Genomic DNA, 22111 nt, shown 5'->3' on the forward strand with positions numbered 1-22111 from the left:
ACGCAAAACAGGTACATGGAGAATTATACCATCATCATCTTTATTATGGCCATTATGATCGGCCTTTCTGCAATGGCCGATAAAGTAAAATTACCTTATCCTGTTTTGCTGATTGTAGCCGGTATCGGATTGGGATTTATCCCGGCCATGCCTGCGGTAGTACTTAATCATGATATCGTGTTCCTGATATTTTTGCCGCCGTTACTTTATGATGCGGCTTTTAATATTTCCTTCCAGGAGTTCAGGACCCACCTGAATACGATCAATACACTGGCGATATCGCTGGTATTTATCACTGCTTCAGGTATTGCGGTTACTGCCTGGCTGCTGATGCCGGGAATTACCTGGCCACTGGCTTTTGTACTGGGGGCTATCCTCTCTGCTACGGATGCCGTGGCGGCGATGAGCATCACCAAAGGCCTGGGGCTGTCGCACAAAACAGTAACCATCCTGGAGGGCGAAAGTCTGGTAAATGACGCTTCTGCACTGGTAGCTTATCGCTTTGCCGTGGCTGCGGTAACAGGTACTGCCTTTGTATTCTGGAAGGCTTCCCTGGAGTTTGTCCTGCTGATGGCCGGCGGATTCCTGATCGGATTTGTGATGAGCAAAATACTAGGGCTGGTCCTCTTCCGGGTACGCAAGAATGCCATGGTTACCATCAGCTTTATGCTGCTCATGCCTTTTGTAACCTACCTGCTGGCAGAAGAACTACATGTATCCGGCGTGATAGCCGTAGTAATACTCGGGCTCGGCATTGCCCGCTTCAGCAACCGCATCTTCCGGGATGATTTAAAACAACAATCCCGCTCCATCTGGGAAGTGATCATCTTTTTACTCAACGGACTGATCTTTATCCTCATCGGTTTACAATTGCCCTACGTGACCAAAAATATTCCGGATAACCAACTCTGGCCCTACATCGGATATGCTTTCCTGATCACCATCGTCACGCTGGTACTGCGCATGGCCAGGGTGTTTTTGCAACAGGTGAATCTGGACAGGGCCTTCCAAAGTAAAAGACATCGGGTCACGGAACATGCCCTGCTGGATTTTAAAACCAGCCTCATCATCAGCTGGTCCGGCATGCGGGGAATCGTTTCCCTGGCTATTGCTATTGGCCTGCCACTAACTTTAAAAGATGGCAGCCCTTTTCCCATGCGGGACGCGATCATATTCATCTCGGTGGTAGTGGTGCTGTTTACCCTGATAGGGCAGGGATTAACCTTACCCTTGATCGTAAAATGGCTGCAGAAAAAATAAGTGCTACCGGCACTATTGTTTCACAAACCGTATGAGCGCCGGTGCAGCATTATTCCTGCGTAATACTCCCATATACATGCCTTGTGGTAAATGCCCCGTGGCAATAGTTACTTTTGTTTTGCCTTTAATATTTATAGTGCGCTGCAAGCTACCATCCATTCCCGTGATGTCCAGTGTTTCCCACTTGTCACTAATCCGAAGGCCTTCCAGAGTCAATACATCACGTACGGGATTGGGATAGGTTTGTATTTTCGGAATATTGGGATCAGGGGAATTGATGCCGGTAATTACAAATGCGATGGGAGGTGAATAGCTAACGCAACTGCCTTGCACACTTTTTACCCTGTAATAACCCGGAGCGCCCGGAGCATAGCTGGTACCGTTAGCTGCCGGAACTACATATCCGTATTCGCCGTTGGGTTGTTCCACTTGCCAGCTATAGCCTTGTGAATTATTAGGGTTGGTGATCACCAGCTTATTGCTCTGAAGTGCAATGATTGGAGGAACTGCTCCTTCCATACTTATGGTAACCGTTTCACTGCGGCCTTCCAGCATACAGGTATTTCCTTCGGATGGTCTGACAGTGAAATAATGTTTTCTTGTACTGGCACCACGTGGTACTATTAGCCCAAATTGCATTGGCGCACCTAACCATTGTTTTGTTCCCACCATTGAGAATGTGCCAGGATTATTGGTTTCACTTTCCCATAACGTTACACTGGCACCCTCCGGAGCATTGTTGCTATTAAAGGTAAGTTCGTAATAACCTTCATAACACACACTGGCTGGAGCCGTGATTGTTGCCTGTATGGTGGCAGTAGTACCTTGTTGTAAGGTAATGTATTCACTGGTATGCATTCCTGCTGGCCAGCAAGCGCTTGCAGCGGTATACATTTTAACACGTATCTTGTCATCTGGATTAAAAGCCCGTGTAAAAGTGCTGACATTGTTGTTGGCCACTTCTGCTCCATTTACCTCCCACCTGAAAGAATAGGAGCTATTGATATTTTGGGGCTCAGCGGTAAATGTAACCGTATAACCATCACAGATAACCGTAGCCGATGAGGTAATGTTTACACTTGGAGGAGGGCTTTCCAGTACATTCAACATGACACTACCTGTACCAGGATTGCTGCAAGCCAGATTACTGGTAACAAGCAATTTTATCCGATGGCTTTGTGTGGCAGTGTCGATACTATAAGTAGGGCTGTTGGTACCAACAGGCTGATCATCTATGAACCATTGATAGGAAAGTAGCGTACCACCATCCTGAATGGAAGCGGTAAAGTTGACAGGGGAAGAAGGGCATATGTTATCAGCATCAGCACTGACAGTTAAATATGGACTGGTAACAGGAATTACTTCTAACGATATACTATCACTGGGGACATTATCTACCATACAACGGTATAAAATACCATTGAACTGAATGGGAACCTTCCCGAACATCAGCTTGGCACTGGCGGTGCCGGTGATAAATTGATCGTCACTGAGATCTTCAAATACACTGCCGGTATACTTTTGCCATTGATACTTGTTACCCTTTACACTCGTTGTAAAACTGGTGTCTGTCTCGGAACAAACACTTACTGCTTTGAACTCACCCGTCATGTTTCTATGTATCACTGTTGGATACTTCTCAGCATAGCTGATAAGGTCAGGTTTTCCATCACCATCCATATCGGCAATATTTCCCATCTTACTCGGATACGGAATGGGACATTGGATATCATGTTGTACCGAAATAGTACCCGGGCTGCTGTTGTTTAGAAACAGATGTGCTTTCGCTTCCACCTGATCTATAGTGAAAATATCCGGTTTACCATCCCCGTTCAGATCCCCCAGCACTGCATCAATGGATGGATTACTGTGTGTAGGTTCTTTTGGGGCGCTGAAGATAATACTGTCTGCCATGCTGGTATTACGGAATAAGGAAAGGCTACTGTGAGTACCTTTTACAATATCCGGTTTTCCATCTCCATCCAGATCTCCGGTTGCAATAGGTCCCCATAAACTTTCAGGAGTAACGGCAGGAGCCAGTGTGTTGAAGGAAAGCTGGCCAGGAGTGCTGTTATTCTGTAAGATAATAGGAACAGGCATTGTTTCCTGCGAAAGGGCAAGGTCTGGTTTCCCGTCCTGGTTATAATCACCGCACGTAATGCTCAGTATGTCAGGTGGATTATTCAGAAAAACACCCTCCTCAAAGGAAATCTTACCAGCGGTACTGTTATTTCTGAACAATACAAGATAAGGTGACCTGTGATTCCCTGTTATCAGGTCGGGTTTTCCGTCGCCATCAAGGTCCATGATCAGTATTCTGGAAGGTACGTCTGATCTTCGGATAGCCGTGTAAGTAGCTTGTAGTGTAAATGCGATGTTGCCCTGGCTGCTGATGTTTTTTAGTATAGAAATGCTGCTGTTACTGACTTCCAGTACTACCAGGTCTGGCTTGCCATCTCCGTTAAGGTCACCCAGCGCTGGTCCTGATGCAGCATTCACAGGTATTTTTATAACTTCTGCAAAAGTAACTTTACCCGGAACACTGGTATTTCTATAGACACCGAGTTCATTGGCGAGTGGCGTGATCAGGTCCAGCTTTCCATCACCATCAATGTCGGCAATATCTCCGCTATTGGAACCTGGTATTTCTTTTTTATCTGCAAACGCTCCGGCAGTCAATTTTTTATCCCTATTGGGATAGGTGGTGACAAAGATGTCGGATGAACTGGTAGTGAGTTGATGCGTAGTGACCGTAAGCGGTTTATACTGGGATCCTACCGGTACGGTGACGGTCAGACTATTGGCAGTAGCAGCATTTACTTTGGCTTGCACACCACCAAAAGAAACAATGTTTTCTGTTGCTACCGGACTAAAACGTTTCCCCTTAATAGTTACCGTGGTGCCAACAGGTCCGCTTAAAGGTGAAATAGCGGTGATCACCGGTGGTAATCCAAATGAAAAACCATCGAGTGCAGTGGAGCCATAAGCATTGGTCACCTTTACATCTCCTGATGCACCTGCGCCCACTACAGCAGTAATCGTACTATCTCCCTCAACGGTAAAGGATGTTGCAGGCACCCCACCAAAAGACACGGCAGTGGTGCCGGTAAACAAAGCACCTTTTAGCGTCACCGTGGTACCGGTTTCGCATATGGTAGGGGAAAAGGAAATGATATAAGGTTGTGCGGTAACGGTATTCCGCAAGATGGATACAGCGTGTCTGGAGGCATTCGGGGCAACGAGATCAGGTTTTCCATCATTGTCTATGTCTCCGGGCGTTATACCGGAAAAGGGCCCCACTCCATTAAATTTAACAGCGGCCCCAATCTTGATAATGCCCATGTTATTCTCATCTAAAATGCTGATGTTTTTGAAGACAGTTGCTCCCTGATAATTGCCGGAAGCAGCAACGATATCGGGTTTCCCATCTCCATCTATATCACTTAACGCTACATGTGAAACATCCCCCAGCCTGAGTGTTTGCGTTGGTGCAAAGTAATCCTGCCCATTACTTACATTTTTAAATACAGTAATAGTTTTGGCTTCAGCATTTGCGACCACCATATCAGCGAGGCCACCTTCATCCAGGTTGCCCACCGCTACACTAACAGGCGAGGAGGTAGATACTTTTCTCAGGTTATCAAAAATGAACTTATCAATAGTGCTGATATTGCGCAGAATACCTATCGTATTGCCCTCGGTATCATAAAATATCAGATCTGGCTTTCCGGAACTGATAACGTCCTGAACCATGCCGCCATTGATCCTTTTGATATCAGGAAGAAGGATCTTTTCAACCGCTTCAAATACAAGCATGGCTGGTTCGCTAAAGCTTTTCAGCAGGATAAGCTCGTTGTTGAATTCAGTACCCTTGAACACAACGATATCGGGTTTGCCATCATTGTTAAGATCTCCTATCCCCAACAGCGCTCCTGCTACATCTATCTGTGCTGCAAAGGAGATATTGTTTCCAGCCGTAGTATTCCTGAAGATGGAAATCATTTGCTTATCGCTGTTGTTGACAATGAGGTCCAGTTTGCCATCTCCATCCAGGTCGTGTGCTATTATTTTATCTGCTCCGTTAACACCTAACTTGTAGCTGAAATTCTTCCCGAAGGATGGTTGTCCGGGTATGCTGGTATTATAAGCAACGAGGAAGCCGTGCTGACCGGTAGTGATCATCTCTGCTTTGCCATCTCCATCCAAATCTGCCAGCACCGTTTGCCGTGGATTTTGTAACGCAGTACCTTCCAGAAAAGACGTGCTGCCTGTTAGTGACTGTTGGTTGATAGTGCCTCCTCCGGAAAAGGCGGCAGAAAACATGTAATCGGAATAAGCCGTAAGATGGTTGCTGGTAACCGAAACAGGACTAAAAGTTGCGCCCACGGGTACGGTCACTGTTAGTTTAGTGCCCGTGGAAGCAGTGACAGTCCCTTTTACAGCACCAAAATATACGGTATTGGCGGCGGGGTCTGTGTTAAAATATACGCCTCCGATTAAAACACTATCCCCAACAGGGGTATTACGGAGTTTCACATAATTGATAACAGGTGCATTGTAATAAGTAAACCCCGGCAGATAACTATTAAAATTACCATTGCCGATTTTTACTTCTCCAGTAGCACCTTTGCCTACAATGGCAGTGATCAGTTCGCTGGAATGAACGGTGAAAGACAGGACAGGAACTTCGCCTATTCTTACGGCATGGGTACCGGTAAAACCGCTGCCTTTGATGGTGAGCCTGGTGCCATAAGTTCCGCTGGAAGGGAAGTAAGACTTGACTTCAGGGATTACCTGGAAGCCAGTGCTGGTAGCTTTTCCTCCTGCTGCGGTTACCTGAATGTTACCGGTATTCCCTGTACCTAATACTGCCGTGATCAACGTAGGGGATACTACCGTAAAAGAAGCTGCTGGCATACCTCCGAAACTAACGTCTTTTACTCCGTTGAAATTATTACCAGTGATGGTGATCACATCTCCAGGCCTGCCTCTGTCAGGACTATAGCTGGTGATGGCCGGTGGAGGCATAAAAGAAAAACCGGGTAAAAGCCCATATCTGTCATTGATGATAACGGTTATATCTCCGGAGGCACCATTGCCTACTACTGCCTGGAGGGTAGTGCCAGATACCTGTTTAAATGAAAGGGCAGGTACCCCTCCGAAGCTCACAGCTGTTATGTTGGAAAGATCTGTTCCTGTTATGGTCACGGTATCATACATGCCTGCTGTTGCAGGTGTAAAAGCAGAAAGGATGACCGGCGCGGGAAAGTCAATGTACTGCTCCACAGTATTGGTAACCCCACCATTAGTGACCACCAGTTTGATTGTATCCCGCAACTTTGACACCTCATGCTGATAAGAGGTATGAAAGGCAGTGCTGATAACAGTACCATTTTTATACCAGGTATAGCTGTAGGCTGGTTTTCCCAGATTGATCAGTTGCACTTCATGTGTTTGGAGTAACTGGCTTTTGTCTACTTTAAAAGCAGCAGCAGGAATAGTCGGCCCTCCGGCATTATTGCTGGCTTCCAGCAATCCATAATGCCCTCCGGCCCATAATTGCTGCTCACCCATTAATTGCAGATCAGTATGGGTGTAGCCCAGATAGGTAAAGTTTTTATCCCTTTGTACCCGCTCCCAGGTACTCCCTCCATCAGTCGTTTTTCCCATCGTAAAACTTTCACCTAATGCATAGCCAATATTATCATTGAGGAATTTTACTTTGAAGTATTGCAGGGTACCAGCCGACGGATCATTTTTCTGACGCCAGCTGGCTCCTCCATTAGAAGTGTAATACAACCGGTTCCCGCCATATTCCCTGCTAAGGATCCAGCCTTTACTATCAGTAAGAAAAAATGCATCGGTTATCTGTATCTCCTCTGGTAGCGGTACAAGCTGAAAAGTATGGCCATCTGTGGTCTTCACCAGCTTTGGTGAAGTAGCCGATTTATTATTGGCAAATACATGAGTATTATTACTCCCTGTCAGATTGGAAAAATACGCGTTATGATATTCCGCAGCTACAAACCAGCTGGCGCCTTTGTCCATAGTTTTAAGAATACGGTCTGCATCAATAGCATAACCTATTTCGTTATTCTCAGGAAATAACATATCGGTAATCCCCGTACGAATCTCGTCTGCCCGGTATTGTGAATGGAAAACCAGCTTGAAATTATTCCCCCCATTACTGGAATAAAGAATTGCCGGCACAAGCCCATAATTTCCGTATACTACAAGCTGGTTTTTATTGAAAGCTTTGATGCCTTGAACACCAAATCCAAAAGTAATATTTACTTCATATCCACCGAAATCAACATTACTTAAGGTAATCATCTTTTTGGTGAAGGTCTTGCCTCCATCTGTAGTATAACCAATCCATCTGTTAAAAGCTACATAGCCTTCTGTAGGAGTGTAGAAACATATTTTTGTCACAGCAGTCTCTTCATCGCTGTCCCGGTATATTTCCCGCATTTGTCCATGGGTAGTGATGCCCGTAAACAATAAACAGACCAGGAAAAACAAGCTACGAGGCACGCGGCTGCACGAAACAAGGCTCAAACAATGCTGAATAGCAAAATTCAGTGGATCTGACATGACGAACAATTTTGGTATAGGGTTATCGTGACGGGTATATAAGGTGGCGTACTACGTATAACCTGAATAGAGGCAAAAATACAATATGGCAGGCAGATCAGTACTATTTTTACCACAATATTCCCCGAAATTACCTTTCCGGCAGGAAGTATTATTATAACTCTTTCATTTTTATTAATTTGGCGGGTATCCTCCTGATCTTAATAGTGATACCATGACAGATAGAATTAGCTTTTCAGATCAATATGGCAGTATCCAATGGGAAGGAGATACCTGCCTGCTTATCTTTAAGCGGATACTGGGACATACAGTGGAAAAGGTATGGGCGGCTATTACTGAACCAGACAGGATTGCCGAATGGCTCAGCCCCAATCATCCCGAAAAAACAACTGCGATCGATCTTCGCCCTGGTGGAGCAGTACAGCTGCAATTTATGATGGCCCTGATCCCCGGACATATCTCTGCCCTGCAAAAAGGTCAGCTGCTGGAAATATCTTTTGAAGGGGGCAGCCTCATCCGCTGGGAACTGGAAAAAACCGGCTACCAGAGCTGTAATCTTACCTTCACGTCCAGCTTTACAGAACAACATCCTTTACCGGCTTTCCTGCGCGAAGTGATGGTAGGATGGCATGGATACCTGGATTTTCTGGCCATCATACTGGATGGTAATGCTATCCCGCCATTTAAAGTAACGGCCTGGCAAATGGTGGCGAAGGAGTTGTTCGATAAATACCAGTCCCGTAACCCTCTCCCGGAATAATGTATATTTGATCGTAAGCTAAATACCCCTGCTATGCGTTTAAGATTTTTCCTGATGGCCTGCACCTGCCTGTTGATAATGACGGCATATGCCTCTTCTGCAGATACTAGCGCACCTATCACCACCCAGGTACAGGTAAAAGGATTGGTGAAACATCCATTTGCCTGCACCCTGAAAAATGTACATCTCCTCAAACCGGAAACACATACTAACCTAAACATTGTAGGGGCCAAAGGTGAAATCAAAAAGGTGTTCCGTTCCTTTAAAGGGGTAAGTCTTAAAAATATACTGGACAGTGCTGGCGTGGATATGCCCAACCCTAAAGAAAAAGGCAAGTATTATATCACCATCAAAGCCAGCGATGGATATACCGTGCTATACAGCTGGAATGATATCTACAATAATCCCACCGGCGATCATGTATTCCTCGTTTTCTCCGTGAATGACCAGCCTGTACAAAAGGACGGGCAGTTTGTGATGGTATGTACGAATGATAAGATTACCGGCCCCCGCCATGTTAAATGGGTGGAAAGCATTGAAGTGGCAAAGTTGCCGTAAGTATTATCCCAACGCCTCTTTCACGATCGGCGCTACTTTGGTGCCAAACAGCGTGATCGCTTTCATCACTTTTTCGTGATCAATATATCCTTTTACTAATTGTGCGAGAAAGCGGGTATGCTTAAACAGCCCGTGCTGATAGATGATCTTGTCGGCTACCTGTTGCGGGCTACCCACCAGCAATGGTCCTTCGGGCATACACATGTAATCAAACTGTTCCCGTGTAATGGGCGACCAGCCCCTTTCTTTCCCTACCCGGTTCATCAGCTTTTCATAAGACGGGAAGAACTCATCTGCCGCCTGATCAGGATCATCAGCAATGTAGCAGTGGGCGTTAATGCCCAGTTGCAGGGATGCCGGATCGTGCCCTGCTTCCTGTGCCGACTGCCGGTACAGGTTGATAAAAGGGACATACTGGCTGGGCCTTCCACCCAGGATAGCCAGCGTCATGGGCATATTCATCTTACCTGCTCTTACGGCAGATGCCGGTGTGCCGCCTACGGCCAGCCAGATAGGGATAGCCGGCTGATACGGCCTTGGGTAAATACCCCGCTGGATAAATGGTGCACGGTGCTTTCCCTTCCAGGATACCACTTCCTGTGTATTCAATAACGTTAGTAATTCCAGCTTCTCTATAAACAGTTCATTGTAGTCATTCAAACTATAGCCAAACAAAGGAAATGATTCGGTAAAAGAACCCCTGCCCGCCATGATCTCTGCCCGTCCGCCGGAAATCAGGTCCAGCGTAGCAAAATTTTGGAATACCCGTACCGGGTCAGCAGAGCTGAGCACCGTTACCGCACTGGATAACCGGATACGTTTAGTCACTGCTGCTACTGCTGCCAGTGCTACCTCGGGCGCGGAAATAATAAAGTCCGGACGATGATGCTCTCCCAATGCAAATACATCCAGCCCTACTTCATCTGCCTGCTTCGCTTCTGCTATCAGCTCCTGCATCCGCAAATATGACTGCCTGGCTTCACCGGATACACCTTCCGGCTGCACTTCTCCAAATGTACTGATACCTAATTCCATGATCTTGTAATTAAACAACTGTAAATAAAACTATATTCTGCGGATCTCCAAAAGCTGGGCTGGGGATGGGGGAATAAGCGGAGCGATGGTCGTGATCTGGCAGTTATGTAAATCGTGCCATAGAGCTATCCCTTCCCTCTCCCCCCTCAGTTTCGCTTTAGATTCCGAGATTACCTGCCTCTTTATGTTGAATAATTAATTGTAATTCAATATCTTGTATGTTTTTTAATTGAAAAATGGATGTTTTATGATTCATACTACAACAATAAAAGGGCAAGAATAGCAATGCGGTAAAGGATATTTTTGGGATACACGTACGGTCAATTTAAAACACATCACGAATTATAAACAATAGTTCCATTATGAAAAAGACTATTTATTCCTTGGGATTAGGAATGCTGCTATGCTGCGGTACTGCTATAGCGCAGGTAAAGAGCTCCACACAGGCAGGTAAGAAATTGCCTGCGAAGATCAGGATGTCTAAAGAGCAGTTGAAAGACAAGGTAAAAGGTGGATGGGCAGGACAAACCATCGGGGTTACTTTTGGCTGGCCTACAGAGTTCCAATACCAGGGAACTTTCATCCAGGATTATGAAACAATCCCCTGGAGAGAAGATTATGTGAATGAGGCCATGACCACTTTCCCGGGATTGTATGATGATGTATATGTAGATCTCACCTTTGTGGATGTATTCGAAAAGAAAGGAATGAATGCTACTCCTGCCGATTTTGGTAATGCATTTGCCGGGGCTAAATATATGTTATGGCATGCCAACCTGGCGGGCCGTTATAACCTGCAACAGGGCATTCCTGCTACACAATCCGGCCACTGGCTCAATAACCCGCATGCGGATGATATCGATTTTCAGATCGAAGCGGATTTTGCCGGCCTGATGAGTCCGGGTATGCCGAATGCAGCTACAGAGATCTGCGACCGCGTAGGACGTATCATGAACTCCGGCGACGGCTGGTATGGCGGGGTATTCATCGCCAACATGTATGCGCTGGCTTTTGTAAGCGATGATATTCCTTTCATCGTTCGGGAAGCACTGAAAACCATCCCCACCCAAAGTAAATTCTATCAGTGTGTGTCTGATGTAATCAAATGGCATGCAAAATATCCGAACAACTGGAAACAAACCTGGTTTGAATTACAGTCTAAATGGGCGGAAGATATCGGATGTCCCAGCATGGTGTTCCATCCGTTGAATATCGATGCTAAACTCAACTCTGCATATGTAGCGATGGGACTGCTGTATGGTGGCGGCGACTTCACCAAAACAATGGAAATCGCTACCCGCGTAGGACAGGACTCCGACTGTAACCCTGCTTCTGCAGGTGGTATCCTGGGCACCATCATGGGCTATAGCAAAATCCCTGCATACTGGATGGGACCATTGCAAAAAGCAGAACAACGCAATTTCAGCTATACCGACTACTCACTGGAAAAGGTATACGCTACCGGCTTTAAACATGCCGTGGAAAACATCAGTAAGTATAACGGTAAAGTAGATGGCGACTATGTAGAGATCCCTTATACAGCTACTAAAACAGTGAAGTTTGAAGAAAACTTCAGCGGTCATTTTCCGAAAGGACGTAAGCCGTTGGGTGTAGTGATCACAGATAAAACCTCCTTCACCTTTGATGGCATCGGTTTTGTATTGCGCGGATATGCACGCAGAAAGAGCGAAAATACCCCACATCATGTGATTCAGGCTGCCATGTATATCGATGGTAAGGAAATAGAAAAAGTGAACTTACCTACAGATTACTCCTTAAGCCGTGCCGACCTGTTCTGGAGATACCAGCTGCCTAAAGGAAAGCATGAAGTGGAAATCAGGATCCTGAACCCAACAGAAGGTTATGATATCGTGACCAATGATATACTGGAATACGATACACAACCACATAACGGTATGAGGAAATAATTTTAATTGCTATTATTACGGGATGAAAACGATGATACTATCAGCCCTCTGCCTGTTTACCAGTGTGAGGTGGTGTAATGCACAACAGGCAGCAGGAGCGCAACAACAGCAAAAGACGATCCGGGTGATGAGCTATAATATTCGTATAGCCAGCCCTCCGTCTACCAATTGGGGTGGTACTGATCTGGCAGCTATCGCTAAAGTGATCAACGCTAATAAACCCGACCTGGTAGCATTACAGGAGGTGGATGCTTTTACTGAACGTTCCGGCAAATCATCTGATCAGGCTAAAGAATTGGGGGAGATGACCGGCATGCATTATTTCTTTGCCAAAGCAGTAGACCGCTCCGGCGGAGATTATGGGGTAGCGGTATTATCCCGTTATCCGATAGAAGAAAGCCATGCTTACCGCCTCCCTCCGGTGCCAGGCTCTGAGGGGGAAGTACGCGGACTTGCTTTTATCGTGGTAAAACCTTTTGGTAATAAACAGAAAGTAGGATTCCTTTGTACGCACCTGGATCATAAGTCGGATGATGACCGGCGCTTTCAGGCACAAAAGGTGCTGGAGATCTCGGAGAAATATAAAAAGCTGCCCATCATCCTGGGAGCCGACCTCAACATGGAGGCCAGCAATAAAGTGATGGAGGTGATCAAAAGCAAATACTTTATGAACTGCACCGATTGCCCGCTCACTTTCCCGGAAACAAACCCCCGGATGACGATCGACTATCTGCTCACCAATAAGGTAGCTGCCAAACGTTTTAAAGTGGAAAACTACCGGACCATAGAAGAAAAATATGCCTCAGATCATTTACCGCTGATGGCCGATTTTATCGCAGTGAAGTAAGTAACATCCTCTTCCGGTACAACCTTATGTGCCGGAACATGAGCAATAAAACAAAAAAAGGTTCGCAGTAATGCGAGCCTTTTTTGTTGGATAAGAATGGCGGAAGGACTATCGTGATACTACATATGAAATACATTGAACTTATGCCCGTCAGGATCAGCAAATACAAAACCGTAATATCCCTCTCCAAACGCTTCCGGCCTGGAAATTATTGTGCCGCCGGCTTGCCGGATCTCTTTCTCCCAGTTATTTACTTCTTCCTTACTACCGGCAGCAAGCGTGAAAATAATTTCATTCCCGGCTTTGACATCAGCAATAGGGCCCTTCATCGCGGGGGTCAGTATATCTCTCAGGAAGAAATGAATAATAAAGTTGTCATCGCCAAAGAAGAAGCTGGTCAGCTGCTCCGATGCGCCGTTAGGTTTAAATCCGAGGTCTTTATAGAATTTAGTGGTTCGTGCTAAATCCTGAACCCCGAAATTGGCCCAGATCTTTTTTGTGTTCATAAACGTGTGTTTTTATGAGTAATAGCTTTTCTTTTTATACCACTCAAAGGTAGACTATCAGTTTATGAAAGAAGGGGGCTGTTTGTGTAATTCTCAGGGGCTATTTAAGCCATTTTTTCGCTTATTCCATTTTCAAACTTTTTACCGGATTTACCAACGCAGTTTTGATGCCCTGATAACTTACGGTAAGCAGGGTGATAAACAATACGCTGATCCCTACCAAGGGAAATACCCACCAGGGTACAGTGGCATGATAGGTATAATGTTGCAGCCAGGCCTGCATACAATAGTAAGCAACCGGGAAAGCAATCAGCAGCGCAATCAGCACCAGTACAATAAAGTCTTTTGCCAGCAAGCGCCACAGGTTGAATACAGAGGCGCCGAGGATTTTCCGTACACCGATTTCTTTAGTCCGCTGTTGGGTAATATAGGAGGCAAGGCCAAATAAGCCCATGCAGGAGATAAGCATCGCCAGTATCGTAAAAATGGTAGTGAGCCGGCCTATACGCTCTTCATCGGAGAATTTTACCGCATATGTTTCATCTACAAACTTGTAGTTAAAGGGTTCTTCGGGATTATATTTTTTGAATACACCGGCTATTTTTTCCACTGCGGCATGGGGGCTTGCTCCCGGCTTGATACGGATGTTGATCACATTCAGCTGCCAGGGAGCAATATAAAAGATCATTGGTTTTACAGCCTCATAAGGAGATTGGATCACCATATCTTTTACCACACCGATGATGGTAAACTGATAACCCATCCAATGCACGGTTTCGCCTATAGGATTTTTCAGCCCCATATATTTTTTAGCTGATTCGTTGATCACAAACCCCATAGCGTCTGTGGTGAAGGAACGGGAAAAATCCCGGCCATCTGCTATTTGCCAGCCTACCGTTTTTCCATATTCCTGGGATACGCCCATGGTGCCAAAAACGTAAGTGCCTCCGGGTGTTTTACCTTTCCAGTCAAAATTGGATTGTTCATTCCGCAATTCTGTTGCCGGGCTGTAAGAAGTAGCGGCTTCTGCTACCATACCGGTATTCAACAGGTCATTCCGCACCGCGGCAAAGTGGCTATGTATAGCGGGCGTAATAGTTTCTACAGTGATGAGGCCCTCGCGGCTATAGCCTACCGGACGGTCTTTTGTATGATGGATCTGCCGGAAAACAGTAATCGTGCCGATGAATAGGATCACGGCAATGGAGAACTGCAATACTACCAATACCTTACGTGGGAGTGTGGCCGGGCGGCCCGCTTTATAGGTGCCCTTCAGTACTTTCACCACTCCGAAACCCGAGAGATAAAGGGCTGGATAACTACCCGCCATCAGTCCTGTAAATACCGTAATGCCCAGCAGGAGCGGCCAGCAATAGATGTTGTCCCAGGGCAGGATTATCTGTTTGCCGGCCAGCGTATTAAATACCGGTAGTGCTACCAGTACCAGCACGAGCGATACCAGCAGTGCTATTACTGAAATTAATACAGATTCAATAAGAAACTGCCAGATAAGTTGTCCGCGCAACGACCCCACTGCTTTTCTTACTCCTACTTCTTTTGCTCTTTTTTCACTCTGTGCCGTGCTCAGATTCATAAAGTTGATACAGGCCAGCAGCAACACAAATACCCCTATACTGCCAAACATCCACAGATACTGGACCTTGCCGGTGACATCCCTGCTATTCCTGGCAAACGCATACAGATGCCACTTCGACATCGGATGAAGAGAAAGGGCGGGTTTAAAAGCGGCGTCTGAGGCATCTGTCCGTTGCAGTTTCACGGACTGAATCTTAGCAGATACCTGCTCCATATCTGCATGATCTGCCAGTTGTACATACAGTTGCCACCCATTATTATTCCATCTGTTTTCGGAGTTCCTGACACTTTCCTCTAAAGAAGCATACAGACTCCAGGGGGCTATAAAAGTAACTTCCCGGAGTGTACTGTTATAAGGTAGATTTTCATAAACTCCTGCTACCTTCACGTTTACGCTATCATCCAACCGGATCAGTGTACCCACCGGATCAATGTTGCCAAATAAAGAAACCGCCACCTTTTCAGACAATAAAATAGATGCAGGGTCTTTCAATCCGTTCCGCGTGCCCTTCAGCATTTTCAGGCTGAACATGTCAGGGGCATCCGGCTCCATAAAGTTGCCGGATTGTATCAGTTGTTTATCACCGGAGGATAAAATATGATTTTTAGTATAAGTGGATAACGCTACATATTTGAAGTCGCTGCCATAATTCGTGCGGAGTTCATTGGCCAGTGGAATAGGAATCCCGTTCCTTGTTTCCGCTTTCCCGTTAAAGGTTTGCTGCTGCAATACCTGCGCGGTCCGGTGGTAATGCTGATGAAAAGTATCGTATGATAATTCATCCCATATCCACAACCCAATCAGCAGGGCTACTGCTATCCCCATCGCCAGGCCTGCAATATTAATAACTGAATAACCTTTGTTCTTCAGCAGATTTCTCCAGGCAGTTTTGAAATAGTTTTTGAACACAGCAATTGTTTTTAAGGATAAATCACTCACCCTACAATAGTGCCAGATGTAGAAAGTGAATTTATTCAGATGTTTATATATGTTGAAATGTGTAAAATGTCCGGTTTTAATACAAGGGTTGTACAGAAATGTACGTGGCGGGAATTGGATTAAATGAATTGGCGCTATATACACCAGGGGGGACATGGTTAATACCTCATTCGTTAATTTCCTCTACTTTTGAGGTAGTTGCTCTACAAGATTTGGTACATCATAGTTTGTTTGTTTTAATTGCCAGTGTATGAAAATTCAAAAGCGATGATACCTGGAAAATTGAACAGCAGCAAATGGATTTATACGGTTTTTTGGGTTTTGGTGACAGTCATTTTTCTTTATGATACCAGGTATCTTATTACAAAAGCCGGTTTGCCGTTTTTTCTTATTTGCGCTGCTGTTCGCATAGCACTACTTATCGGACTTGCCTGGATTAATTTAAATATCCTGATTCCGCGTTATCTTTTCCGGAAGCGGTACATCCTTTATTTTGTATGGGTATTGCTGCTTATTGCAGGGTATCTGGTTATCCAGAGTGTATACGATTATTATTTGTACGGCTTTATCATTGGCCCCAACAGAGGCGGGCTGTTATCCGCATCACTGCTATATAACTTCACACATACTTCGCTTTATTTGTTATTGACGGTGGCACTGAAATTCAGTATAGACTGGTATGAACAAAAGAAACTGTTGCAGGAAATAAAAATGGCGCAACTGCAAACGGAAGTAAATTTCCTGAGGTCGCAGGTAAACCCGCACTTTCTTTTCAATGCCCTGAATAACCTGTATGCACTCACTATCAAAAAATCGGACCAGGCGCCGGACATGGTGTTAAAGCTGTCTGAGCTGATGGAATACATGCTTTATGAAAGCAATGCTGATGAGGTGCCGCTGGAAAAAGAGATCAATTATTTACACAATTACCTGGAGCTGGAAAAAATCCGGCAGGGCAATGGCGCCGACATCCGGCTCACGGTGAACGGAAATACGGAGGATTGCCGCATCCCTCCTTTTCTGATATTGCCAATTGTGGAAAATGCATTTAAACATGGCATCAGTAAAATAGTACATCACGCTTACCTTCATATTACGATTGAGATAACGGAGGTGCTTACCGTAAAGGTGCTTAACAATAAACTTAATGTTCAACAAGCGGAGGAGAGTGGCGGGATTGGCCTGGCAAATCTGAAAAAAAGACTGGACCTTTTATATCCTGCCGCACATACATTGGATATTATGAATGGTGCCATTCAACATGAAGTCATCCTGAAAATAGACCGCTTATGTTAAGTTGTTTAATTATCGATGATGAACCACTTGCCCGCGAGGTATTGGCTGGTTACATAGCCACACTGGATGAGTTACAGCTCCTGGCAAGTTTCAATAACGCTTTTGATGCCCTCGAATATCTGCAGCATCATACAGCAGATATACTATTGCTGGATATCCAGATGCCGGAGATGAACGGGATTGATTTTTTAAAATCATTGGAACAGCCGCCCATCACGGTGTTTACTACGGCATTCCGGGATTATGCTTTTGAAGGTTTTGAGCTGGGTGTGATTGACTTTTTATTAAAACCCATATCAAAAGCACGTTTCCAGGTGTCGGTCGAAAAAATAAAAGATTTTCTGTCGCTGAAAGCAGCGAATGCTGCGCTTGAATTAAGTAACCAGAGACCGGAGTTCATTTTTGTAAAGAGTGGCGTAAAAAAGATAAAGCTTTTTTTTGCCGAGGTGACCCATATTCAGGGACTAAAAGATTATGCGATTATACATGCAGCGTCGGGGAAAATTGTAACAAAGGGTTCCATTAAATTTATGGAAGAACTGTTTCCTGCGCATTTATTTATACGGGTACATAAGTCTTTTATTGTTTCGAAAAACAAAGTAAAGCATATTGAAAAAAACAAGATCATTATAAATGACCATCATATACCGATTGGAAGAAGTTATAAAGAAGCACTCATAAAACAGATAAATAGGATTATCTGATAACCCAACAATTATTTGAAATGGTTATCACTACTATTCAATAGGCAATAGAGGAAGTATTAAGTTTTGCAAATATGAACCCCGTAGTTGAGCATATAAAATTCCTCTGGTCGTAGCTATTGCAATGCCGCTGATAGCAATATTCAGGTCGTGAGGAAGTATAAAATTCCCTTTCTTATCACTTTTGATAAGACTTTCGAAGGATGGTACCCCGAAACCGCAGGCTACTTGCAGGTTGGCAAGAAATGAATTTTTCCCCGCCTCTTTTATAGTGACAGTTGTAAAAACAATTAACAAGCGTTTCTCTGCATTGGTTTTTTGCTCCTGCTGTATATTGAACTCAAGTGCATCTTTATGAAATGCTGTAGCTTGTTGAGGCTGAATGGAAAAAGATACTAATTCAATCCCCTGTATTTTAAATGCTTTTTCCTGTCTGATTTCGTCCATGTTTGCCAATTTACTCAATAAACGACAGCAACCTTTGTTGATTGTAAGCCCCCTGCCTCATCAATTACTTTTTGCAGGGGCTCGTAAATATCTTCACGCAATGAAGCAGGTGCTACAGCAACAGTGAAATTCATGTTTAGCGTTGGTGGGGCCGGTAATAATTCAACATCCAGTAACCTTATATTCAGCGCACGTTGAATGTCAACCAGTGTATCGATGGTAAAATTATGGGTCCCGCTTAACCATTTGGAAACAAGTGAAGGGCTTTTTAAATTTAATGCCTTAGCCAGATCGAGGCTTTTCCAACCTTTGGATTTAAGTCCTGCATAGATTTTTGCGGCCAGCTTCATTTTGTAATCTGTTTGTTCCTGCTCCTCAGGCTTAATATTATCCAACATCTGATCTATCAGATCACTGGAATAATTTGTATTTATCGCATCAATGTTTGTCATCATAATAAGTTTAACGTGTAAGTATTAAATCACCTTCAAACTTTAAACCATCTTTTGATACTCTTAAAGAATTATCTTCCAACTTTTTCCGGATGATCCTGGAATAGTGCATCATTTCCGACACTTCCCGGCTTAGCTTGGGATCTTCTTGCCAGGCCCGCACGTTTTTAGGTCCTCCATTTCCGACCACTACAATTTGTTCGCTCAGCCGGATACAATAAAGTCTTAGATGTTTATCCGGAATATCGTATAGCGCACAAACCAGATCATTCCATTCTAATCCTTCATCCAGCTTAAAATAAATTTCTAAAGCGCCTACAGTGTTACTCATGCTCCGAAGCCTGCCTATTATGCTGAGCAAGTCCTGCGTGAAAGCTTCCTGGTGTTCTTGAATAAAATGATCCAAAAATGGCGCTTTACTTGCTGCGGTAACTATGCTATAAATGGAAGCCTTATCTCCGGATAATTTCGTCAAATAAACCAATTTAGATTTCATCTATGAGAACGTTTACAAAGTTACAGCAATAAATTCACTTATAAGTGATTTTTGATCAGAATAACTGTTCTGATAGTTTGTAAAAGTCCCTTATCTGTTGACTATCAAATACTTCTCTTATACCACATGAGGTGATTCAAAGTTGTGGAGAATAAGGAATAACACTGACAACAAATCAAAATACATAAAACGGGGTTTTCTATTTCTCATCCAGGAATTTTAGAGAGAGAAATGAGGTTACAAACATCAGCTAAGCCTCTTTTAGCCACTTATAGAATAAAAATAAGACCATTTTAAATAATAATAAAAAATACCTTATTTGATAAAGTAACCCTTTAACGGCAACGTCCCTGACCATATCAATGATCAGGGACGTTGCTATGATGTTTTAGCATTGCAGTAACTACAGGTCCTGGCGTTTCAGAGCTTTTACAGCGTAGTCGGCTGCACGGGCAGTAAGCGCCATGTAGGTGAGCGATGGGTTCTGGCAGGCAGAGGAAGTCATACAGGCACCATCGGTAACGAATACATTTTTCACGTTGTGTACCTGGTTCCATTCATTGAGCATGGAGGTACGCGGATCGCGGCCCATACGTGCCGTACCCATTTCGTGGATCGCAGCACCAGGATAGATCTCGCGGTTGAAGGGACGAACATTTTTCAGCCCGGCTGCTTCCAGCATATTGGCTGCATCTTCGTTCATGTCTTTTCGCATGAGGCGTTCATTTTCCTTGAACTCACAGTCTATTTTCAGCACGGGTTGTCCCCAGGCATCTTTTACGCTGTTGTCCAGTGTTACCTGGTTTTCAAAGTAGGGCAGGCATTCTCCGAAGCCCATCAGTCCCATCTGCCACGGGCCGGGTTCTGTCAGGTAATCTTTATAAGCCTGTCCTATGCCCAGCTCGGCAATACCTCTTGCCCATCCGGAACGGTTGCTGTAGCCGGTGTAGCCAAAGCCACGCAGGTAGGGCCGTTTATCTCCGTGAACATTTCTGAAGCGCGGAATATAGAACCCGGCGGGTCGTTGTCCATAGTAGTATTTATCCGCGAATTCGTCGGAAGTACCGCTGGCGCCTGCATGGAAATGGTGGTCCATCAGGTAGTGTCCCAGGATACCATGGTCATTGCCCAGGCCTTGCGGAAAGCGGTTGGACGTAGAGTTCATCAGTACAAATGTGCTCCACAGGGCAGAGGCGTTAACGAATATGATGCGGGCATAATATTCCACCATTTCTTTGGTATGCTTATCTATCACCCTTACGCCGGTGGCCTTGCCTTTACTTTCATCATAAATGATGGAGTTGACAATAGAATCCGGGCGGAGGGAGAGATTACCTGTTTTTACAGCAGCGGGAAGGGTAGACGACTGGGTGCTGAAGTAGGCGCCAAACGGGCAGCCACGGCTGCAGCGGTCCCGGTTCTGGCATTTGCCCCGGTCGCCGATAGGTTGCGTAAGATTGGCCGTACGGAAAATGGTCATCTTCCTGCCGGGGAAAGTGGTTTCTATCCTGCCTTTCACCGCTTTTTCAAAGCAGTTCATTTCCATCGGTGGCTGGAATACGCCATCGGGGAGGTGAGGGATGCCCTCTGCCTGTCCGCTGATGCCTGCAAAAGCCTCCACGTGCGAGTACCAGGGAGCCAGGTCTTTGTACCGGATGGGCCAGTCTATGCCTTTGCCATCTTTGAGATTGGCTTCAAAGTCAAGATCGCTCCAGCGCAGGGAGCCCCGGCCCCACATGATGGAACGCCCACCTACAATATCCGGCCGTGCCCAGTCAAACCGTTTGACTTCTGTATAAGGACTGTCGGTATCTTTCATCCAGTAGCTTTCATTAAACTCGGAGTATACCCCTGTACGTAATACGAAAGGATGTTCTTTTTTCTGTTCGGGCGTAGTGGCGCCACGGTGTGGTACTTCCCAGGGAGCTTTGGTGGCATGCTCGTAGTCCTTAATATGTTCCAGCTGCCGGCCCCGGTCCAGCATCAATACTTTCAGTCCTTTTTCGCACAGCTCTTTCGCTGCCCATCCACCACTGATACCTGAGCCGATAACGATGGCATCAAACGTGTTCGCGTCTTTTGCGTTGAGATTTAAGTTGATCATATCCTTATATTATTGAACCTGGTGAGGAAAATAATAAAATATCGAAGGAAACTGCAAATTTTTGGACGGTTGGAATAATAGCGGTATAAGTGTTAAATTGTATGGTATAAAAAATACTGCATGCGAACCTTATTTTGTGGCCTTGTGCTGGCCTTTTCCTGTTTGACGATGCGCGCACAAACCGCTGGGGACTCTATTAAAATGACGATCGACAACCTGTTTGCCGCGGTGCGTGCCTCCGATAGTGCCGCATTGATGGCGTGTTTTACACCCGATGCGATCTTACAGACGATCGTGAAGGATAAGGAAGGCAACCTGAATGTACATTCCGTTGGTGTGGCGTCTTTTGTGTCTATGGTGGGTAATCTGCCCAAAGGGGCGGGAGATGAGCGGATCCAGTATGATATGATAAAAATAGATGTGCCCCTGGCTACTGTATGGACACCTTACCTTTTTTATTATAGAGGGAAATTTTCTCATTGTGGGGTCAACTCCTTTCAGCTGGTAAGGTTAGACACGGGCTGGAAAGTGCAGTATATCATCGATACCCGGCGTAAAGACAACTGCATTGGTGAAAAGGGAAAATGA

At 45.1% G+C, this 22111-nt stretch carries 16 protein-coding genes; 8 read left to right on the plus strand and 8 right to left on the minus strand.

What is annotated here, in order from left to right; genetic code table 11:
* Positions 1 to 15: 15 nt before the first annotated feature.
* Positions 16 to 1260 carry a Na+/H+ antiporter gene (locus ABR189_RS22030; protein ID WP_354662645.1) on the plus strand — a complete coding sequence of 415 codons (1245 nt, stop codon included), beginning with the start codon at positions 16 to 18 and terminating at the stop codon, positions 1258 to 1260.
* Between the two features lie 12 nt (positions 1261 to 1272).
* Here the strand turns inward: ABR189_RS22030 and ABR189_RS22035 are convergent, their stop codons facing one another.
* Positions 1273 to 7854: an FG-GAP-like repeat-containing protein gene (locus ABR189_RS22035; RefSeq protein WP_354662646.1), complete on the minus strand. Its 6582-nt coding sequence runs from the start codon at positions 7852 to 7854 to the stop codon at positions 1273 to 1275.
* 214 nt (positions 7855 to 8068) lie between these two features.
* On the opposite strand from ABR189_RS22035, the gene ABR189_RS22040 reads away from it, so the two are divergent.
* Both ABR189_RS22040 and ABR189_RS22045 read left to right on the plus strand, forming a co-directional pair.
* A complete protein-coding gene (locus ABR189_RS22040; protein WP_354662647.1) occupies positions 8069 to 8614 on the plus strand; it encodes an SRPBCC domain-containing protein in 546 nt (181 codons plus the stop codon).
* 33 nt (positions 8615 to 8647) lie between these two features.
* On the plus strand, positions 8648 to 9172 hold the full coding sequence (locus ABR189_RS22045) for a molybdopterin-dependent oxidoreductase (protein ID WP_354662648.1): 525 nt from the start codon (positions 8648 to 8650) through the stop codon (positions 9170 to 9172).
* A gap of 3 nt (positions 9173 to 9175) precedes the next feature.
* Here ABR189_RS22045 and ABR189_RS22050 read toward each other — a convergent pair whose 3' ends face one another.
* Positions 9176 to 10207 carry an LLM class flavin-dependent oxidoreductase gene (locus ABR189_RS22050; RefSeq protein WP_354662649.1) on the minus strand — a complete coding sequence of 344 codons (1032 nt, stop codon included), beginning with the start codon at positions 10205 to 10207 and terminating at the stop codon, positions 9176 to 9178.
* A 362-nt stretch (positions 10208 to 10569) separates the two neighbouring features.
* On the opposite strand from ABR189_RS22050, the gene ABR189_RS22055 reads away from it, so the two are divergent.
* Complete coding sequence (locus tag ABR189_RS22055; RefSeq protein WP_354662650.1) at positions 10570 to 12135, plus strand: ADP-ribosylglycohydrolase family protein; 1566 nt, start codon at positions 10570 to 10572, stop codon at positions 12133 to 12135.
* Between the two features lie 22 nt (positions 12136 to 12157).
* A complete protein-coding gene (locus tag ABR189_RS22060) occupies positions 12158 to 12982 on the plus strand; it encodes an endonuclease/exonuclease/phosphatase family protein (RefSeq protein ID WP_354662651.1) in 825 nt (274 codons plus the stop codon).
* Between the two features lie 119 nt (positions 12983 to 13101).
* On the opposite strand, the gene ABR189_RS22065 is transcribed toward ABR189_RS22060, so the two are convergent.
* Together ABR189_RS22065 and ABR189_RS22070 are read right to left on the minus strand one after the other, a co-directional pair.
* On the minus strand, positions 13102 to 13488 hold the full coding sequence (locus tag ABR189_RS22065) for a VOC family protein (protein WP_354662652.1): 387 nt from the start codon (positions 13486 to 13488) through the stop codon (positions 13102 to 13104).
* 121 nt (positions 13489 to 13609) lie between these two features.
* Positions 13610 to 15994 (minus strand): ABC transporter permease, encoded by a 2385-nt coding sequence (locus ABR189_RS22070; protein WP_354662653.1) that lies wholly within the window; start codon positions 15992 to 15994, stop codon positions 13610 to 13612.
* A gap of 297 nt (positions 15995 to 16291) precedes the next feature.
* Here ABR189_RS22070 and ABR189_RS22075 point away from each other — a divergent pair, with 297 nt between their 5' ends.
* Both ABR189_RS22075 and ABR189_RS22080 read left to right on the plus strand, forming a co-directional pair.
* A complete protein-coding gene (locus ABR189_RS22075; protein ID WP_354662654.1) occupies positions 16292 to 17320 on the plus strand; it encodes a sensor histidine kinase in 1029 nt (342 codons plus the stop codon).
* Positions 17314 to 18024 (plus strand): LytR/AlgR family response regulator transcription factor, encoded by a 711-nt coding sequence (locus ABR189_RS22080; RefSeq protein ID WP_354662655.1) that lies wholly within the window; start codon positions 17314 to 17316, stop codon positions 18022 to 18024. Before ABR189_RS22075 ends, ABR189_RS22080 begins: the two co-directional genes overlap by 7 nt.
* A 33-nt stretch (positions 18025 to 18057) precedes the next feature.
* On the opposite strand, the gene ABR189_RS22085 is transcribed toward ABR189_RS22080, so the two are convergent.
* The 4 genes from ABR189_RS22085 to ABR189_RS22100 form a co-directional block, all read right to left on the minus strand.
* On the minus strand, positions 18058 to 18471 hold the full coding sequence (locus tag ABR189_RS22085) for a hypothetical protein (RefSeq protein WP_354662656.1): 414 nt from the start codon (positions 18469 to 18471) through the stop codon (positions 18058 to 18060).
* A gap of 14 nt (positions 18472 to 18485) precedes the next feature.
* Positions 18486 to 18926, minus strand: a complete 441-nt coding sequence (locus ABR189_RS22090) for a helix-turn-helix domain-containing protein (RefSeq protein WP_354662657.1) — start codon at positions 18924 to 18926, stop codon at positions 18486 to 18488.
* Between the two features lie 7 nt (positions 18927 to 18933).
* The gene (locus ABR189_RS22095) at positions 18934 to 19419 is read right to left on the minus strand and encodes a hypothetical protein (RefSeq protein ID WP_354662658.1); all 486 of its coding nucleotides are present in this window, start codon (positions 19417 to 19419) and stop codon (positions 18934 to 18936) included.
* A gap of 403 nt (positions 19420 to 19822) precedes the next feature.
* Positions 19823 to 21523, minus strand: coding sequence for a GMC oxidoreductase (locus ABR189_RS22100; protein WP_354662659.1), 1701 nt, complete (start codon positions 21521 to 21523; stop codon positions 19823 to 19825).
* A 120-nt stretch (positions 21524 to 21643) separates the two neighbouring features.
* Between ABR189_RS22100 and ABR189_RS22105 the strand changes: the two genes are divergently transcribed.
* Positions 21644 to 22111, plus strand: coding sequence for a Cif family virulence factor (locus ABR189_RS22105; RefSeq protein WP_354662660.1), 468 nt, complete (start codon positions 21644 to 21646; stop codon positions 22109 to 22111).

This window comes from Chitinophaga sp. H8 (assembly GCF_040567655.1).
GTDB lineage: Bacteria > Bacteroidota > Bacteroidia > Chitinophagales > Chitinophagaceae > Chitinophaga > Chitinophaga defluvii.

Coding starts and splice junctions, on each gene's coding strand:
- ABR189_RS22100 (WP_354662659.1), bottom strand. CDS start 21,523: ATGATCAACTTAAATCTCAACGCAAAAGACGCGAACACGTTTGATGCC.
- ABR189_RS22040 (WP_354662647.1), top strand. CDS start 8,069: ATGACAGATAGAATTAGCTTTTCAGATCAATATGGCAGTATCCAATGG.
- ABR189_RS22065 (WP_354662652.1), bottom strand. CDS start 13,488: ATGAACACAAAAAAGATCTGGGCCAATTTCGGGGTTCAGGATTTAGCA.
- ABR189_RS22045 (WP_354662648.1), top strand. CDS start 8,648: ATGCGTTTAAGATTTTTCCTGATGGCCTGCACCTGCCTGTTGATAATG.
- ABR189_RS22095 (WP_354662658.1), bottom strand. CDS start 19,419: ATGAAATCTAAATTGGTTTATTTGACGAAATTATCCGGAGATAAGGCT.
- ABR189_RS22060 (WP_354662651.1), top strand. CDS start 12,158: ATGAAAACGATGATACTATCAGCCCTCTGCCTGTTTACCAGTGTGAGG.
- ABR189_RS22035 (WP_354662646.1), bottom strand. CDS start 7,854: ATGTCAGATCCACTGAATTTTGCTATTCAGCATTGTTTGAGCCTTGTT.
- ABR189_RS22050 (WP_354662649.1), bottom strand. CDS start 10,207: ATGGAATTAGGTATCAGTACATTTGGAGAAGTGCAGCCGGAAGGTGTA.
- ABR189_RS22030 (WP_354662645.1), top strand. CDS start 16: ATGGAGAATTATACCATCATCATCTTTATTATGGCCATTATGATCGGC.
- ABR189_RS22055 (WP_354662650.1), top strand. CDS start 10,570: ATGAAAAAGACTATTTATTCCTTGGGATTAGGAATGCTGCTATGCTGC.
- ABR189_RS22090 (WP_354662657.1), bottom strand. CDS start 18,926: ATGATGACAAACATTGATGCGATAAATACAAATTATTCCAGTGATCTG.
- ABR189_RS22080 (WP_354662655.1), top strand. CDS start 17,314: ATGTTAAGTTGTTTAATTATCGATGATGAACCACTTGCCCGCGAGGTA.
- ABR189_RS22085 (WP_354662656.1), bottom strand. CDS start 18,471: ATGGACGAAATCAGACAGGAAAAAGCATTTAAAATACAGGGGATTGAA.
- ABR189_RS22105 (WP_354662660.1), top strand. CDS start 21,644: ATGCGAACCTTATTTTGTGGCCTTGTGCTGGCCTTTTCCTGTTTGACG.
- ABR189_RS22075 (WP_354662654.1), top strand. CDS start 16,292: ATGATACCTGGAAAATTGAACAGCAGCAAATGGATTTATACGGTTTTT.